This window comes from Pseudomonas sp. MHK4 (assembly GCF_054600775.1).
Map to the genome: position 1 here is coordinate 24,846 of NZ_BAAIAK010000002.1, position 15,245 is coordinate 40,090.

Sequence of the window (15,245 nt, forward strand, 5' to 3'; positions counted from 1 at the left end):
ATCATGAACCTGAGTGAACCCCGCGAGCTGGCGCCACTGCTCGAAGCCTTTCTGTTGGCCTCCGGAAAACCGCAATCGCTGGAGCGCCTGTTCGAACTCTTCGAAGAGGGCGAGCGCCCGGAGCCGGCGGTCTTCAAGAAAGCCCTGACCATCCTGGGCAAGTCCTGCGATGGCCGCGCCTACGAGTTGAAGGAAGTTGCTTCCGGCTATCGCCTGCAGATCCGTGAGAAGTTTTCGCCGTGGGTCGGGCGCTTATGGGAAGAGCGGCCGCAGCGCTACTCGCGGGCCATGCTCGAAACCATTGCCTTGATCGCCTATCGCCAACCGATCACCCGGGGCGAGATCGAAGATGTGCGGGGCGTGGCGGTCAACAGCCAGATCGTCAAGACGCTGATGGAGCGCGAGTGGATCCGCATCGTCGGCTACCGCGACGTGCCCGGCAAACCAGCGATGTTCGCGACCACCAAGGCGTTCCTCGATCACTTCAACCTGAAGAACCTGGATGACCTGCCGCCGCTGGCCGAGGTGCGCGAGCTGGAGCCGGATCCGGTGCTCGATTTCGACGACGCGCCCGTACCCGCCGGGCTGCAGGAGTTGGCCGACGCCAGCGCCGAGCCGGAAGAGCCCAAGGAAGAGACCAGTTTCCATACGCTGTTGCTGGAACTGGACAGCATGGAGGAGGGGATCAAGACCGATTTCGACGATTTGTTGCGTGATGGTGGGGTGCCGGAGATTGATCCGGAGCAGAACGACATCGAAGCGGAACAGGTGGATTTGCCGGTTGAACCTGAACCAGAAGCAGAACCTGAAGCCGAGCCCGAGCAAGAGGACGACATCCTCGGCGTTGCCGAAGCCCGGGAAAAACTCCTGGCCGCCGTCGCTGCCCTGGAACAGCCGAAATCCGAGCTTAGCGACGAAGAGGCCGAAGCCTTGGCACTGGCCGAAGCCATCGAAGCCGAACGCCGCGAATTCGAAGACTGACACAAGCCCCCTGTAGGAGCGAGCATGCTCGCGATGGTCGTGAACGATAACGCGGGAAACCAGATGCCCCGCGGTGACCTTGAGTTCATCGCGAGCAAGCTCGGCTCCTACAGGGATGTGTGTTGTGCCACCGGTCGGCGGAAAAACCAGTAACCTTGCCTTGATCAGCTAGTCTCTGATGCGCAAACGCCCACATGCGCGTATGATTCGCGACCCTTCGGCGATCCCTTCGCCCAAGTACCCAGTTTTCAGAACACACCGGGAGGTGCCCAGATGAGTATCAAAGACCAGAAAGACGACCAGGAAATCGGCCCAGCAGGCGAGAAGCTGCAGAAAGTCCTCGCCCGTATCGGCGTCGGCTCGCGCCGTGACGTGGAAGCCTGGATCAGCCACGGCCGGATCAAGGTCAACGGCAAAGACGCCACCCTTGGCCAGCGCGTCGACATGCACGACGCCATCACCATCGACGGCAAGGTCATCAAGCGTGAAGAGGCCGCCGAGTCGGTCCGCCGCGTGATCATGTACAACAAGCCCGATGGCGAAATCTGCACCCGCGTCGACCCGGAAGGCCGTCCGACCGTGTTCGACAAGATGCCAAAGCCGAAAGAAGGCCGCTGGATCAATATCGGGCGCCTCGACATCAACACCACCGGCCTGCTGATGTTCACCACCGACGGTGAGCTGGCCAACCGCCTGATGCACCCTTCCTACGAAATGGACCGTGAATACGCGGTACGTGTGCGTGGCGAAGTCGATGACGAGATGATCGAGCGTCTGAAAGCCGGCGTGGTCCTCGAGGACGGCCCGGCCAAGTTCACCGACATCAAGCAGGCGCCGGGCGGCGAAGGTTTCAACCACTGGTACCACTGCGTGGTGATGGAAGGTCGTAACCGCGAAGTACGTCGCCTGTGGGAATCCCAGGGCCTGGTGGTCAGCCGCCTGAAGCGCGTGCGTTTCGGTCCGGTGTTCCTCAACTCGGACCTGCCGATGGGCCGCTGGCGCGAAATGAGCCAGTACGAAGTCGACATCCTGAGCGCCGAGGTCGGCCTGACGCCGGTCGCGATGCCGCAGATGAACGCCAAGAGCAAGGACAAGCTGGAGCGGATGCAGCGTAAATCGTCGCGTCCGATGGCCAAGACCGAGCGCGTACGGACCCTGCGTCCAGCCGCTGGCGCAGCTGCCGCGCCTGCCGCACCCCGTGCCAGCCGCGAGCCGCAGATCGAAGGCGAGCGTCCAGCGCGCAAGCCAGCTGCCCGTCAGGACGGTGAGCGCGGTCCACGCACGCCGCGTCCGGCCAATGGCCGTACCGAGCGTGGTGAAGGCCGTGGTACGCCGGTAGCCGATCGTCCTGCCGACACCAAGCGCCCGGCCAAGCCGGCGCCGAAGCGTCCAGGGATCAAGCTGGTCGACGGTGATTCGCCTTCGGGCAAGCGCCGTGGCGCACCGGCCGGTTCCGGTCAGCGTCCGGGCTTTGGTCGTCGCAAGCCTGAGTAATCGGTAAGCGCTTCATGAAAAACGCCAACCTTCGGGTTGGCGTTTTTTTTGGTCTGGCTTTAATGATGGAGTGTTTCCAGGGCCTCTTCGCGGGCAAGCCCGCCCACAGTGGCCTGTTTCGTACACGAAAATTGCGTTCACTGAAGATTCCTGTGGGAGCGGGCTTGCCCGCGAAAGCGTCAGTCGCAGCATAGGGATCTCCGACGTGGAAAGCCAAAATTACATGCTGTAAAGAATTCATGACGAAATCCACGGGTAAACCCCATTAAATCGCCTTCCCCTTTATTCCGTAAGAAAATTCTTACGCGCCTTTGGCTTATGTCCTTCTCCCGCCGCTCTATCCCGCTTGTTTCCCAACCCCATGCAAGGTGTTATGCGCGCCATGCCTGTCGTGCAGGTGCATAACAAAAAGGAGGCGCAATGAACGCCGCAATCCATATCCATCTCCCATCGCGGGCCGGTGTTTGCGCCGTCCCGGTCCTGGACCTGCAAAGGTCTGACCTCCTTTTTGCTGCCGCCCGAGCCCTTCGAGGCGGACACATGCAATCCCGGCTACCGACACGCTGATCCAGCGGGGTCTGGCAACAGGGGGTTACAGGTGTACAATGCGCCGCGTTTTACCTGTGACCTCCTGCGCAAATGCGCAAACCTCAAGGCTATCCGCCTTGTTCACTCCGCCGCGTCACAAGCGCGTCGGGTTCGATTTCGTCACAGATAAAAACAAACAGGTGACGCATGACCGTTGTAAATACGCTGAACTCCTGGTGCCTGCGCTGGGGTTTGATCGGCGCTGCTTAACGTCTGTCCTGAGCAGCAACGCCTACTGAACATCATCAAACCTTGCGTGAGACCCTTTTCATGAGTGGACAAAACTCGCATTCAGGCGAGCTGAAACGCGGCCTGAAAAATCGCCACATTCAACTGATTGCCCTCGGTGGCGCGATCGGTACCGGTTTGTTCCTCGGCTCGGCCGGGGTACTGAAATCCGCCGGCCCGTCGATGATCCTCGGCTACGCCATCTGCGGTTTTATCGCCTTCATGATCATGCGCCAGCTGGGCGAAATGATCGTCGAAGATCCGGTGGCCGGCTCCTTCAGCCATTTCGCGCACAAGTACTGGGGCGGCTTTGCCGGCTTCCTGTCGGGCTGGAACTGCTGGATCCTGTACATCCTGGTCGGCATGTCGGAGCTGACGGCGGTCGGTAAATACATCCACTACTGGGCGCCGGACATCCCGACCTGGGCCTCTGCAGCTGCTTTCTTCGTGTTGATCAACGCGATCAACCTGGCCAACGTCAAAGTCTTTGGCGAGGCTGAGTTCTGGTTCGCGATCATCAAGGTCGTGGCGATCGTCGGCATGATTGCCCTGGGCAGCTACCTGCTGGTCAGCGGTAATGGCGGCCCGCAAGCGGCGGTCAGCAACCTGTGGTCCCACGGCGGCTTCTTCCCGAACGGTGTCAACGGCCTGGTGATGGCCATGGCGTTCATCATGTTTTCCTTCGGCGGCCTGGAAATGCTCGGTTTCACCGCAGCCGAAGCCGACAAGCCGAAAACCGTGATCCCGAAAGCGATCAACCAGGTGATCTACCGGATCCTGATTTTCTACATCGGTGCGCTGGTGATCCTGCTGTCGTTGACCCCCTGGGACAGCCTGCTGGCCACCCTGAACGCCTCCGGCGATTCCTACAGCGGCAGCCCGTTCGTGCAAGTGTTCTCGATGCTGGGCAGCAACACCGCTGCGCACATCCTCAACTTCGTGGTCCTGACCGCGGCGTTGTCGGTGTACAACAGCGGCACCTACTGCAACAGCCGCATGCTGCTGGGCATGGCCGAGCAGGGCGATGCGCCCAAAGCATTGGCGAAGATCGACAAGCGCGGCGTGCCGGTGCGTTCGATCCTGGCCTCGGCCGCCGTGACCCTGATCGCGGTGCTGCTCAACTACCTGATCCCGCAGAACGCGCTGGAACTGCTGATGTCGCTGGTAGTGGCCACCCTGGTGATTAACTGGGCGATGATCAGCTACTCGCACTTCAAGTTCCGCCAGCACATGAACGCGACCAAACAGACGCCGCTGTTCAAGGCCTTTTGGTATCCGTACGGCAACTACATCTGCCTGGCGTTCGTGTTGTTCATTCTCGGTGTGATGTTGTTGATTCCGGGGATCCAGACGTCGGTGTACGCGATTCCGGTGTGGCTGGTGTTCATGTGGGTCTGCTACGGCATCAAGAACAAGCGCAGCGCACAGCGCGCCTTGCAGCCAGCAGTGGAATAATTCCGCGCAGAAACAACAAACCCGGCCATGTGTCGGGTTTTTTGTGGGCAATGCAGAGTATTCTGGCGACTCTGAATACGGACGCTTTTCCATGCTGGTGATTTCCAACAACGTGCATCTGCCGGATGCCGAGATCGAGTTGACGGCGATTCGCGCCCAGGGTGCGGGAGGGCAGAACGTCAACAAGGTCTCCAGTGCCGTGCACCTGCGCTTCGACATTCCGGCCTCGTCCTTGCCCGAGTTCTACAAGGAGCGGCTGCTGGCGCTGCGCGACAGTCGCATCACCAGCGAAGGCGTGTTGATCATCAAGGCCCAGCAATACCGCACCCAGGAGCAGAACCGTGCCGATGCGCTGGAGCGTCTGGTCGAGTTGATCCAGAGCGCCACCAAGGTCGAGAAGAAACGCCGGCCGACCAAGCCGACCCTCGGTTCCAAGACCCGTCGACTCGAGTCCAAGAGCAAGCGCGGCAACATCAAGGCCGGGCGCGGCAAGGTCGACTTTTAGCGCGAATCCCGCGCCTGGCGTTGCTTCGGTGCCTGCCGGTACAGGTAAACGCTTAATGCCAAACCGCTCAAGGCGGCGAGGGCGGCGAACAGGAAGATTGAGGCAAAGCCGAAGCCGGCCGCAACCGCACCCGCCAGCGGGCCGGTGATTCCCAGCGACAAGTCGATGAACAGCGAGTAGGCGCCGACCGCCGCCCCGCGGCTGGAGGCAGGCACCAGGTTGACCGCTTCGACACCCAGCGCCGGAAACACCAGCGAGAAACCGAACCCGCTCAAGGCCGCGCCCGCCAATGCCCAATGCGCGTCGGGTGCCAGCCACAGCAGCAACAGCCCCAGGGTTTCCACCGACAGGCAGGCAATCGCCACGCGAAAACCACCGAGGCGGTTGATCAGGTTGCCGAACAACAGGCGCGCACCGATGAAGCTCGCCCCGAACAGGCTCAGGCACAGCACGGCGTTGTCCCAGTGCTGGGTGGCGTAGTACAGGGTGATAAAGGTGGCGATGGTGCCAAAGCCGATCGAACCCAGGGCGAGACCGCAACCGTGGGGCAACACCCGACCAAGCACGTGCATGAACGGCAGGCGTTCACCGACAACGATGGGCGCGGCGGTTTTCGGCCAGGCCAGCAGCAGGCCAAGCAGCGCCAACAGCACAATACTCACGCCCATGCTCCACAAGCCCATTTGCCTGACCAGCAACACGCCCAGCGGGGCACCCACGGCCAAGGCGCCGTAACTGGCGATGCCATTCCAGGAGATGACCTTGGCGGTGTTCGCCGCGCCGACCCGGCCGATGCCCCAGCCAATGGAACCTGAGCCCACCAGGCTTTCGGCGCTGCCGAGCACCAGGCGGCCGATCAACAGGCTGATCAGGCTGAGCATCGGCAGGCTTTGGGTCCAGGCCGATATCAGCATGAACACGCCACTCAGGCCGCAGCCGGCAAGGCCATACATGACCGCCAGTTTGCTGCCCTTGTTGTCGATGATTTTCCCGGCGTAGGGGCGGCTGAGCAGGGTGGCGAGGTACTGCACGCTGATCACCAGCCCGGCGATCACGGCGCCAAAACCCAGGTCGCTATGCACATAGCCCGGCAGTACCGCCAATGGAATGCCGATATTGAGGTAGCCGATAAAGGTAAACAGGACGATGGAAACGACTTGCAGCGTGACCGCCAGGGGGCGCTGGTTTTCAGACATGGGTAAAGGTCCACGGGAAAGCAGGATAGATAGGCTGCTTATGATACCGGCGCGAGTGGTCGCGGGTCGTGGAAAAAGTAAAACTATTTGCCGGGAGGGATCAATCGGGTTTGGCAGGTGCGACCAGTTGCGTGGTGACCAGGGCGGCCAACGCATTTTCTTCGCTGCCGAAGCGGGCGAGCAAGGCGGCCTGTTTCTCGGGGGAGAGGCGATTCCAGATCTCGATCATTTTCTCGGCGGTGCCGATCAGGAGACTGGCCTGGGCTTCGTTGAATTCGTCGGTCATGGGCGGGGTCACTGTTCAGGCGGTGTGGAAAGCGCATGTTAGCGCTTTCCACACAGTCTGTACGGCGGGTGTTTCAGTCTTCTCTGTCTGCCTGGCGGCGGTCAGTGGCTTCTTTCGGCTCGGGCTGTTGGGCACCGGCTTGTTGCGTGGTCGTCTGCTCAGGTACGTGCAGGCTTGGGAAGGGGAGATTAGGAATCTCGTGCATGGTCGCGCTCCTCGCTAAGTCTGTTGATAGATCTGGTAGATCCGCGCTTTCAAAAAAGCCTGGGCAGGATACAGGAGTAAAAATGACAAACGGACTTTTATATCCATTTGTTTCGACGAATGGGATTGTCTAGACAGGTCCGCAGAAGCAACACAAATCAATTGTGGGAGCTAGCCTGCTGGCGATAGCGGAGTGTCATTCAACGGTGATGTTGAATGATAGACCGCTATCGCCAGCAGGCTGGCTCCCACAGTAGGCGGTTATTTGCAGACGCTGGCGATCGCCTCGGCCAGCAAATCCAGGCGCGTAGCATCAATGCCGGCAACGTTCGCCCGACCCGAACTGACCATGTACACGCTATGGTGGTCCCGCAGCGCTTTCACTTGTTCAGGCGACAAACCGGTGTAGGAAAACATCCCGCGCTGCACACCAATGTGCGCAAAACGCTCGCGCAAACCGTAGGCTTCCAGCGCTTCGAGCAAACCGCTGCGCAGTTGCGCGATACGCAGGCGCATGGTTTCCACTTCGTCGGCCCAGAGGTTTTTCAGTTCCGGGTCGCCGAGGATGGTCGCCACTACGGCAGCGCCGTGATCCGGCGGCGTCGACCACAGGTTGCGGGCGATGTGGGCCAGTTGACTGCGGACGTCGGTCAGCTTGTCGGCGGATTTTGCGCAGACGATCAGCGCGCCGGTGCGGTCGCGGTACAGGCCGAAGTTCTTCGAGCAGGAACTGGTGATCAGGACTTCCGGCAACTCGGCGGCGAACAGTCGAGTCGACCAGGCGTCCTGTTCCAGGCCATCTCCGAAGCCCTGGTAGGCGAAATCGATCAGCGGCAGCAGCTCGCGCCGACGCACCACGTCCAGTACCCGGCGCCAGTCGTCATGGGGCAGATCGAAGCCGGTCGGGTTGTGGCAGCAGGCGTGCAGCAGCACCACGTCGCCCTTGGGGGCTTGCTCGAGCGCGGCGAGCATGGCCTCGACGTCGAGACGGTTGTCGCTGCCCACGTACGGGTAATGGCTGACCTTGACCTTGGCCGCGGCGAAAATGGTTTCGTGGATCGGCCAGGTCGGATTGCTCAGCCAGACACCGCGGCCCGGCAGGCACTGGGCGATGAAGTCCGCGCTCAAGCGCAACGCACCGGTACCGCCCGGGGTCTGGGTGGCGCCGGCGCGCTGTTCGCTGAGCAGCTTCGAGTCGGCGCCGAGCACCAGTTCGCTGATGACCTTGCCGAAGGCCGCGTCGCCGTGACCGCCGATGTAGGTCTTGGTGGTCTGGCGATCCACCAGCCGCGCCTCGGCCAGTTTCACCGCCTGGGGAATCGTGGTCAGGCCCTGGGCGTCTTTATAGACACCCACGCCGAGGTCGAATTTGCGCGGGTTGGGGTCCTGCGCATACGCGTCCATCAGACCGAGGATCGGGTCGCCGGGCACCCGGCCGATGGCGTCGAAATGCATTATTTGCGGCCCTCGGCGTCCTTGGCAACGATGTCCGTGCGCGCGGCCATGATGAAGTCGTTGCGGTGCAGGCCTTTGATCGAGTGGCTCCACCAGGTCACGGTGACTTTGCCCCATTCGGTCAGCAGGCCCGGGTGATGACCTTCGGCCTCGGAGATTTCACCGACGGCGTTGGTGAACGCCAGGGCATGCTTGAAGTTCTTGAACAGGAAAACCTTTTCCAGCTGCATGATGCTGTCGCGAACTTCGATGTTCCAGTCCGGGATCTGCTTGATCAGGATCGGCAATTCTTCGTCGCTGACTTGTGGGGCATCGGCGCGGCAGGCTTCGCAGTGGGCTTGGTTCAATGTGGACATGATGGATTCCTGAAATCGGGATAAAGGGAAATCGACCGTCAATAACACCACGCTAAAGCAAAGCGTCGGTTCCTGACAGACTCACTTGATCGAAAAAGCGGCGGTTCAGGCCGCTTTGGGTTTCGGTGGAAATTTCGGCGCATGCAGACCCATCTGCATTGCTTGCTTGACCATGCCCATGATGTCTTCGTGGGCCAGGTCGAACAGGCGCTTGAGGTTCGGCAGAACGAAATACAGCGGTTGCAGGATGTCGATGCGGTAAGGCGTGCGCATGCATTCCAGCGGATCGAATGCCTGATGCTCAGGCTCGTCCGACAGGCAATACACGGTTTCCTTGGGTGAAGACAGGATGCCGCCACCGTAGATGCGCTGGCCTTGCGGAGTGTCGAGCAGGCCGAACTCGATGGTCATCCAGTACAGGCGCGCCAGGTACACACGCTCTTCCTTGGAAGCCTTGAGGCCGAGTTTGCCGTAGGTGTGGGTGAATTCAGCGAACCAGGGGTTGGTCAGCAGCGGGCAGTGGCCGAAGATCTCGTGGAAAATGTCCGGTTCCTGCAGGTAATCCAGCTCTTCGCGGGTACGAATGAAGGTGGCCACCGGAAACTGCTTGCTGGCGAGCAATTCAAAAAAGGTCTGGAAGGGGATCAGCGCCGGTACGCGGGCAACTTGCCAGCCGGTGGTTTCACCGAGGACCTTGTTGATCTCGCCCAGTTGCGGGATGCGGTCGTGGGGCAGACCGAGTTTTTCGATGCCGTCCAGGTATTCCTGGCACGCACGCCCTTCGATCACTTTCAGTTGACGAGTGATCAGCGTGTTCCACACCGCGTGTTCTTCGGCGGTGTAGTCGATAAAACCATGCGCATCGGGCTCGCGAGCCACGTATTGCGTCTGCTTCATGCTGCTCTCCTGCTAGGGGATTCGTTCTTGTTATGTACTGCTATGGACCTAGAGATACCCCATCAATTGCAGCGTTGCAGCAGGTGAGCGGCGTCTTGTGCGGGAAAATCCCTGGATTATCGTAAAGTTTTCGTTACGTATTGGCCGTCATCGCGTAAATGTTGAGATTGGCGGGTGGGAAAAGCCCTACATCTGTCACATAATCTTGACGACTATCTGAGCGCCTAATCAGAAAAGTCGGGGCGCTAACCCTGTGGGAGCCAGCCTGCTGGCGATAGCGGTGCGTCATTTGACATCAATAGGGCCTGATGCGACGCCATCGCCAGCAGGCTGGCTCCCACAGGTCAATCATCGTTTATCAGGTCTTTTACATGCGTATCAAAGTCCACTGCCAGAACCGCATCGGCATCCTGCGCGACATTCTCAACCTGTTGGTCGAGTACGGCATCAACGTCGCCCGGGGCGAGGTGGGTGGCGAGCATGGCAATGCCATCTACCTGCACTGTCCGAACCTGATCAACATCCAGTTCCAGGCATTGCGTGCGAAATTCGAGGCGATTGCCGGGGTTTTTGGCGTCAAGCGCGTAGGGCTCATGCCCAGCGAGCGTCGGCACATGGAACTCAACGCGTTGCTCGGCGCCCTGGAGTTTCCGGTGCTGTCGATCGACATGGGTGGCTCCATCGTCGCGGCCAATCGCGCCGCGGCGCAGTTGCTCGGCGTGCGCGTGGATGAGGTGCCGGGCATTCCGCTGTCGCGTTATGCCGAGGATTTCGATTTGCCGGAGCTGGTGCGCGCCAACAAATCGCGAATCAACGGGCTGCGGGTCAAGGTCAAGGGCGATGTGTTCCTGGCCGACATCGCGCCCCTGCAATCGGAGCATGACGACAGCGAAGCCATGGCCGGGGCGGTGTTGACCCTGCATCGCGCCGACCGGGTCGGCGAGCGCATCTATAACGTGCGCAAGCAGGAATTGCGCGGCTTCGACAGCATCTTTCAAAGCTCGAAGGTGATGGCGGCGGTGGTGCGCGAGGCCCGGCGCATGGCCCCGCTCGATGCGCCGCTATTGATAGAAGGCGAAACGGGTACCGGTAAAGAGTTGTTGGCGCGGGCTTGCCATCTGGCCAGCCCGCGCGGGCAATCGCCATTGATGGCACTCAACTGCGCCGGTCTACCGGAATCCATGGCCGAGACCGAGTTGTTCGGCTATGGCCCTGGCGCATTCGAGGGTGCCCGGGCCGAGGGCAAGCTCGGGCTGTTGGAATTGACGGCAGGCGGTACGCTGTTTCTCGACGGTGTCGGGGAAATGAGCCCGCGCCTGCAGGTGAAACTGCTGCGCTTCCTGCAGGACGGCTGCTTCCGCCGCGTAGGCAGCGATGAAGAGGTGTACCTCGACGTGCGGGTGATCTGTGCGACCCAGGTCGACCTCTCCGAACTCTGTGCCCGCGGAGAGTTTCGCCAGGATCTGTATCACCGTTTGAACGTGCTCTCGTTGCACATCCCGCCGCTGCGTGAATGCCTCGACGGCTTGACCCCGCTGGTGGAGCACTTCCTTGATCAGGCCAGCCGGCAGATCGGTTGCCCGCTGCCCAAGCTCGCGCCAGCGGCCATGGACCGGCTCAGTCATTACCATTGGCCGGGCAACGTACGGCAGTTGGAGAACGTACTGTTCCAGGCGGTTTCCCTGTGCGACGGCGGGACGGTCAAGGCCGAGCATATTCGTCTGCCGGACTATGGCGTGCGCCAGCCGCTTGGCGATTTTTCCCTGGAGGGCGGGCTGGACGAGATCGTCGGGCGTTTTGAGAAAGCGGTGCTGGAGCGGTTGTATTCCGAGCATCCGAGTAGTCGGCAGCTGGGCAAGCGGTTGGGGGTTTCGCATACCACCATTGCCAACAAGTTGCGTGATTATGAGGTGGGCAAGACTGAGCCTTAGCTGACTTTTGTTGTGATTGTGCCAACCTCCAGGCCATGCCTTGCCACCAAACGGCATGACACCGCCGGTTTTTCGTCTCTGAGACAAATCACAAATCCCCCCTGAATCCTCAAAGTCCTTTGTTTGCCGGGCCTCGCGCCGCCAAAACCAACTTGGTCTGCAAATTGCTTATGCCACCTCAGTACAGCATCGGGCGGCAAACGTCCGGCAGGCAGAGGAAAGCGTGTGGACAAGTACCTTTATGTGGCAATGACCGGCGCCAGCCAGAATGCGCTGGCGCAAAAGGCCCATGCCAACAACCTGGCGAACATCTCTACCAGCGGCTTCCAGAAAGACCTGGAGCAGGCCCGCTCGATGCCGGTGTTCGGCGACAGCTTTCCGGCGCGTGCGTTTGCCCTGTCCGAACGCCCGGCCACCGACTTTTCCCCAGGCTCGCTGGTACAGACCGGCCGCGACCTCGACGTCGCCGTGCAAGGCAACGGCTGGCTGGCGGTGCAGAACCCCGATGGCGGCGAAAGCTACGTGCGTACCGGCAGCCTGGTGGTGGACGCCCTGGGCGTGCTGCGAGCGGGCAACGGCATGCCGGTGATCGGCAATGGCGGACCAATCGCCGTGCCGCCCGAGCAGCAGATCGAAGTGGGCGAGGACGGCACCGTCAGCATTCGCGCGATGGGCGAAGGCCCGCGGGTCATGGCCGAAGTCGACCGCATCAAGCTGGTCAACCCGGACATCAAGAACATGACCAAGGGCCTGGACGGTTCGATCCACACCAAGGATGGCCAGCCTGCGCAAGCCGATGCCAACGTCAAGCTGGTGTCCGGTTTCCTCGAGTCGAGCAACGTCAACGCGGTGGACGAGATGACTCAGGTGTTGGCCCTGTCGAAGCAGTTCGAGCTGCACATCAAGATGATGAACACCGCCAAAGAAGACGACCAGGCCATGGCTCGGGTCTTGCAGATCAGCTAATTACCAGAACGTCGCGCCGTAAAACAGGCGCACGAGGAGAATCGAATGCTTCCGGCTCTATGGGTTGCCAAAACCGGCCTGTCCGCCCAGGACACCAACCTGACCACCATTTCCAACAACCTGGCCAACGTCTCGACCACGGGTTTCAAACGAGACCGCGCCGAGTTCCAGGACCTGCTGTACCAGATCAAGCGTCAGCCAGGTGCCCAGTCGACCCAGGACAGCGAACTGCCGTCGGGCCTGCAACTGGGTACCGGTGTGCGCATTGTCGGCACCCAGAAAAACTTCAACGCCGGCAGCCTGCAAACCACCGAGCAACCCCTGGACATGGCCATCGACGGTCGCGGCTTCTTCCAGATCCTGCAGCCGGACGGCACCACGTCCTACACCCGTGACGGTACGTTCCACCTGGACTCCAACGGCCAGATCGTCAACGCCAGCGGCTTTGCCCTGGAGCCGGCGATCGTCATTCCGAACGACGCCCAGACCTTCACCGTGGGCAAGGACGGCACCGTGTCCATCACCGTCGCCGGCAACCCGGCCTCCCAGGTGATCGGCAACCTGCAGACCGCCGACTTCATCAACCCGGCCGGCCTGCAGGCCGTGGGCAACAACCTGTTCCTGGAAACCGCCGCCAGTGGCGCGCCGCAAGTCGGCACCCCGGGCCTGGCCGGTTTCGGCACCACGCTGCAGAACACCCTGGAAACTTCCAACGTCAGCACCGTTGAAGAGATGGTCAACATGATCACCACTCAGCGCGCCTACGAGATGAACTCCAAGGTGATCTCCACCGCCGACCAGATGCTCTCGTTCGTAACGCAGAATCTGTAATCAAGTCTTTGGGGCGGCCCTGAGGTCGCCTGCAACACCGTGAGGTAGGGTCATGAAACGCTTCGTCTCTGTTCTGGCACTGAGTGGGATCACCGCGCTCGCGGGCTGCGTGCCTGTGTCGCCCAAGCCCAATGACCCTTACTACGCCCCGGTGTTGCCGCGCACGCCGTTGCCGGCTGCGGCCAACAACGGTTCGATCTACCAGGCCGGTTTCGAGCAGAACCTGTACAGCGACCGCAAGGCGTTCCGGGTCGGTGACATCATCACCATCACCCTGAACGAAAAGACCCAGGCCAGCAAAAACGCCAACTCGCAAATTGGCAAGAACAGCAAGGCCAGCATCGGCCTGAGCTCGCTGTTCGGTTCCACGCCCAGCACCAACAATCCGTTTGGCAGTGGTGACCTGAGCCTGGACGCCAGCTATGAAGGCGACCGCGCGACCAAGGGTGACAGCAAGGCCGGGCAGGGCAACAGCCTCACCGGTTCGATCACCGTGACCGTCGCCGATGTCTTGCCTAACGGCATCATCGCCGTGCGCGGCGAGAAGTGGCTGACCCTCAATACCGGCGATGAATTAGTGCGCATTGCCGGTCTGGTCCGGGCTGACGATATCTCCACCGATAACACCGTGTCGTCGACTCGCGTCGCCGATGCGCGCATCACCTACTCGGGCACCGGTTCGTTTGCCGATGCGAGTCAGCCAGGCTGGTTCGACCGTTTCTTCCTCAGCCCGCTGTTCCCTTTCTAGGTGGCTACGTTGAATCTTAAACATCTGATGGTGGCTGCATTGATGTTGTCTGCCGCCTTCAACGTTCAAGCCGAGCGCCTGAAGGACATCGCCAGCATTTCCGGCGTGCGTTCCAACCAATTGATCGGCTACGGCCTGGTGGTCGGGCTCAACGGCACCGGCGACCAGACGACGCAAACCCCGTTCACCCTGCAGACCTTCAACAACATGCTCTCGCAGTTCGGCATCAAGGTGCCGCCGGGCTCGGGCAACGTACAGTTGAAGAACGTCGCGGCGGTGTCGATCAGTGCCGACTTGCCGGCGTTCGCCAAGCCGGGGCAGCAGGTCGACATCACCGTGTCGTCCATCGGTAACTCCAAGAGCCTGCGCGGCGGCACCTTGCTGCTGACGCCGCTCAAGGGTATCGACGGCAACGTCTATGCGGTGGCCCAGGGCAACCTGGTGGTCGGCGGTTTTGATGCCGAGGGTCGCGACGGTTCGAAGATCACGGTCAACGTGCCGTCGGCCGGGCGCATCCCGGGCGGTGCCTCGGTCGAGCGAGCGGTGCCAAGCGGGTTCAACCAGGGCAACAGCCTGACCCTGAACCTCAACCGTTCCGACTTCACCACGGCCAAGCGCATCGTCGACAAGATCAACGACATGCTCGGTCCTGGCGTGGCCCAGGCCATCGACGGCGGCTCGGTGCGCGTCACGGCGCCGCTGGACCCGAGCCAGCGTGTCGACTATCTGTCGATCCTGGAAAACCTCGAAATCGATCCGGGCCAGGCGGTGGCCAAAGTCATCATCAACTCGCGCACCGGCACCATCGTGATCGGCCAGAACGTCAAGGTTTCTCCGGCCGCCGTCACCCACGGCAGCCTGACCGTGACCATTACCGAAGACCCGATCGTCAGCCAGCCCGGCCCTCTGTCCAATGGCCAGACCGCCGTCGTGCCGCGCTCGCGGGTCAACGCCGAGCAGGAAGCCAAGCCGATGTTCAAGTTCGGCCCGGGCACCACCCTCGACGAAATCGTCCGTGCGGTGAACCAGGTCGGCGCGGCGCCGGGCGACCTGATGGCGATCCTCGAAGCGCTGAAACAGGCTGGCGCCTTGCAAGCCGACCTGATCGTGATCTGAGGACGGCG

15 protein-coding genes are annotated in these 15,245 nt (G+C 61.3%); 9 read left to right on the forward strand and 6 right to left on the reverse strand.

Features of this window, described 5'->3' with window-relative positions:
- Nucleotides 1-3 precede the first annotated feature (3 nt).
- The 4 genes from scpB (at nt 4) to arfB (ending at nt 5,251) form a co-directional block, all read left to right on the forward strand.
- Nucleotides 4-981 carry an SMC-Scp complex subunit ScpB gene (gene scpB / locus ACYP2Q_RS05010; RefSeq protein ID WP_459729509.1) on the forward strand — a complete coding sequence of 326 codons (978 nt, stop codon included), beginning with the start codon at nt 4-6 and terminating at the stop codon, nt 979-981.
- 273 nt (nt 982-1,254) lie between these two features.
- Nucleotides 1,255-2,475 carry a 23S rRNA pseudouridine(2605) synthase RluB gene (rluB, locus tag ACYP2Q_RS05015; RefSeq protein ID WP_459729510.1) on the forward strand — a complete coding sequence of 407 codons (1,221 nt, stop codon included), beginning with the start codon at nt 1,255-1,257 and terminating at the stop codon, nt 2,473-2,475.
- A gap of 858 nt (nt 2,476-3,333) precedes the next feature.
- Nucleotides 3,334-4,746 carry an amino acid permease gene (locus ACYP2Q_RS05020; protein WP_459729511.1) on the forward strand — a complete coding sequence of 471 codons (1,413 nt, stop codon included), beginning with the start codon at nt 3,334-3,336 and terminating at the stop codon, nt 4,744-4,746.
- A gap of 91 nt (nt 4,747-4,837) precedes the next feature.
- Nucleotides 4,838-5,251: an alternative ribosome rescue aminoacyl-tRNA hydrolase ArfB gene (arfB, locus tag ACYP2Q_RS05025; RefSeq protein ID WP_008055510.1), complete on the forward strand. Its 414-nt coding sequence runs from the start codon at nt 4,838-4,840 to the stop codon at nt 5,249-5,251.
- Here arfB and ACYP2Q_RS05030 read toward each other — a convergent pair.
- The 6 genes from ACYP2Q_RS05030 to phhA form a co-directional block, all read right to left on the reverse strand.
- Complete coding sequence (locus ACYP2Q_RS05030) at nt 5,248-6,447, reverse strand: MFS transporter (protein WP_459729512.1); 1,200 nt, start codon at nt 6,445-6,447, stop codon at nt 5,248-5,250. The two genes, arfB and ACYP2Q_RS05030, sit on opposite strands and share 4 nt — an antisense overlap.
- 100 nt (nt 6,448-6,547) lie before the next feature.
- Nucleotides 6,548-6,733: a hypothetical protein gene (locus ACYP2Q_RS05035; protein WP_459729513.1), complete on the reverse strand. Its 186-nt coding sequence runs from the start codon at nt 6,731-6,733 to the stop codon at nt 6,548-6,550.
- Between the two features lie 73 nt (nt 6,734-6,806).
- Nucleotides 6,807-6,938: a hypothetical protein gene (locus tag ACYP2Q_RS05040; RefSeq protein WP_459729514.1), complete on the reverse strand. Its 132-nt coding sequence runs from the start codon at nt 6,936-6,938 to the stop codon at nt 6,807-6,809.
- A gap of 260 nt (nt 6,939-7,198) precedes the next feature.
- Entirely contained in the window at nt 7,199-8,392 is a 1,194-nt protein-coding gene (locus ACYP2Q_RS05045; RefSeq protein WP_459729515.1) for an amino acid aminotransferase, read from the reverse strand.
- Nucleotides 8,392-8,748 (reverse strand): 4a-hydroxytetrahydrobiopterin dehydratase, encoded by a 357-nt coding sequence (locus ACYP2Q_RS05050; RefSeq protein WP_046816880.1) that lies wholly within the window; start codon nt 8,746-8,748, stop codon nt 8,392-8,394. Before ACYP2Q_RS05050 ends, ACYP2Q_RS05045 begins: the two co-directional genes overlap by 1 nt.
- 105 nt (nt 8,749-8,853) lie before the next feature.
- On the reverse strand, nt 8,854-9,645 hold the full coding sequence (phhA, locus tag ACYP2Q_RS05055; RefSeq protein ID WP_459729516.1) for a phenylalanine 4-monooxygenase: 792 nt from the start codon (nt 9,643-9,645) through the stop codon (nt 8,854-8,856).
- Nucleotides 9,646-10,016: 371 nt separating this feature from the next.
- Here phhA and ACYP2Q_RS05060 point away from each other — a divergent pair, with 371 nt between their 5' ends.
- From ACYP2Q_RS05060 to ACYP2Q_RS05080, 5 genes are all read left to right on the forward strand, one after another.
- Nucleotides 10,017-11,576, forward strand: coding sequence for a sigma-54-dependent transcriptional regulator (locus ACYP2Q_RS05060; RefSeq protein ID WP_459729517.1), 1,560 nt, complete (start codon nt 10,017-10,019; stop codon nt 11,574-11,576).
- 225 nt (nt 11,577-11,801) lie between these two features.
- A complete protein-coding gene (locus ACYP2Q_RS05065; protein WP_459729518.1) occupies nt 11,802-12,542 on the forward strand; it encodes a flagellar basal body rod protein FlgF in 741 nt (246 codons plus the stop codon).
- Nucleotides 12,543-12,587: 45 nt separating this feature from the next.
- The gene (gene flgG / locus ACYP2Q_RS05070; RefSeq protein WP_008055493.1) at nt 12,588-13,373 is read left to right on the forward strand and encodes a flagellar basal-body rod protein FlgG; all 786 of its coding nucleotides are present in this window, start codon (nt 12,588-12,590) and stop codon (nt 13,371-13,373) included.
- Nucleotides 13,374-13,425: 52 nt separating this feature from the next.
- Entirely contained in the window at nt 13,426-14,121 is a 696-nt protein-coding gene (flgH, locus tag ACYP2Q_RS05075; RefSeq protein WP_459729519.1) for a flagellar basal body L-ring protein FlgH, read from the forward strand.
- A gap of 27 nt (nt 14,122-14,148) precedes the next feature.
- Nucleotides 14,149-15,237, forward strand: a complete 1,089-nt coding sequence (locus tag ACYP2Q_RS05080) for a flagellar basal body P-ring protein FlgI (protein WP_459730077.1) — start codon at nt 14,149-14,151, stop codon at nt 15,235-15,237.
- Nucleotides 15,238-15,245 lie beyond the last annotated feature (8 nt).

Coding starts and splice junctions, on each gene's coding strand:
- phhA (WP_459729516.1), bottom strand. CDS start 9,645: ATGAAGCAGACGCAATACGTGGCTCGCGAGCCCGATGCGCATGGTTTT.
- flgH (WP_459729519.1), top strand. CDS start 13,426: ATGAAACGCTTCGTCTCTGTTCTGGCACTGAGTGGGATCACCGCGCTC.
- scpB (WP_459729509.1), top strand. CDS start 4: ATGAACCTGAGTGAACCCCGCGAGCTGGCGCCACTGCTCGAAGCCTTT.
- ACYP2Q_RS05045 (WP_459729515.1), bottom strand. CDS start 8,392: ATGCATTTCGACGCCATCGGCCGGGTGCCCGGCGACCCGATCCTCGGT.
- rluB (WP_459729510.1), top strand. CDS start 1,255: ATGAGTATCAAAGACCAGAAAGACGACCAGGAAATCGGCCCAGCAGGC.
- ACYP2Q_RS05040 (WP_459729514.1), bottom strand. CDS start 6,938: ATGCACGAGATTCCTAATCTCCCCTTCCCAAGCCTGCACGTACCTGAG.
- ACYP2Q_RS05035 (WP_459729513.1), bottom strand. CDS start 6,733: ATGACCGACGAATTCAACGAAGCCCAGGCCAGTCTCCTGATCGGCACC.
- ACYP2Q_RS05060 (WP_459729517.1), top strand. CDS start 10,017: ATGCGTATCAAAGTCCACTGCCAGAACCGCATCGGCATCCTGCGCGAC.
- ACYP2Q_RS05080 (WP_459730077.1), top strand. CDS start 14,149: ATGGTGGCTGCATTGATGTTGTCTGCCGCCTTCAACGTTCAAGCCGAG.
- arfB (WP_008055510.1), top strand. CDS start 4,838: ATGCTGGTGATTTCCAACAACGTGCATCTGCCGGATGCCGAGATCGAG.
- ACYP2Q_RS05020 (WP_459729511.1), top strand. CDS start 3,334: ATGAGTGGACAAAACTCGCATTCAGGCGAGCTGAAACGCGGCCTGAAA.
- ACYP2Q_RS05030 (WP_459729512.1), bottom strand. CDS start 6,447: ATGTCTGAAAACCAGCGCCCCCTGGCGGTCACGCTGCAAGTCGTTTCC.
- flgG (WP_008055493.1), top strand. CDS start 12,588: ATGCTTCCGGCTCTATGGGTTGCCAAAACCGGCCTGTCCGCCCAGGAC.
- ACYP2Q_RS05050 (WP_046816880.1), bottom strand. CDS start 8,748: ATGTCCACATTGAACCAAGCCCACTGCGAAGCCTGCCGCGCCGATGCC.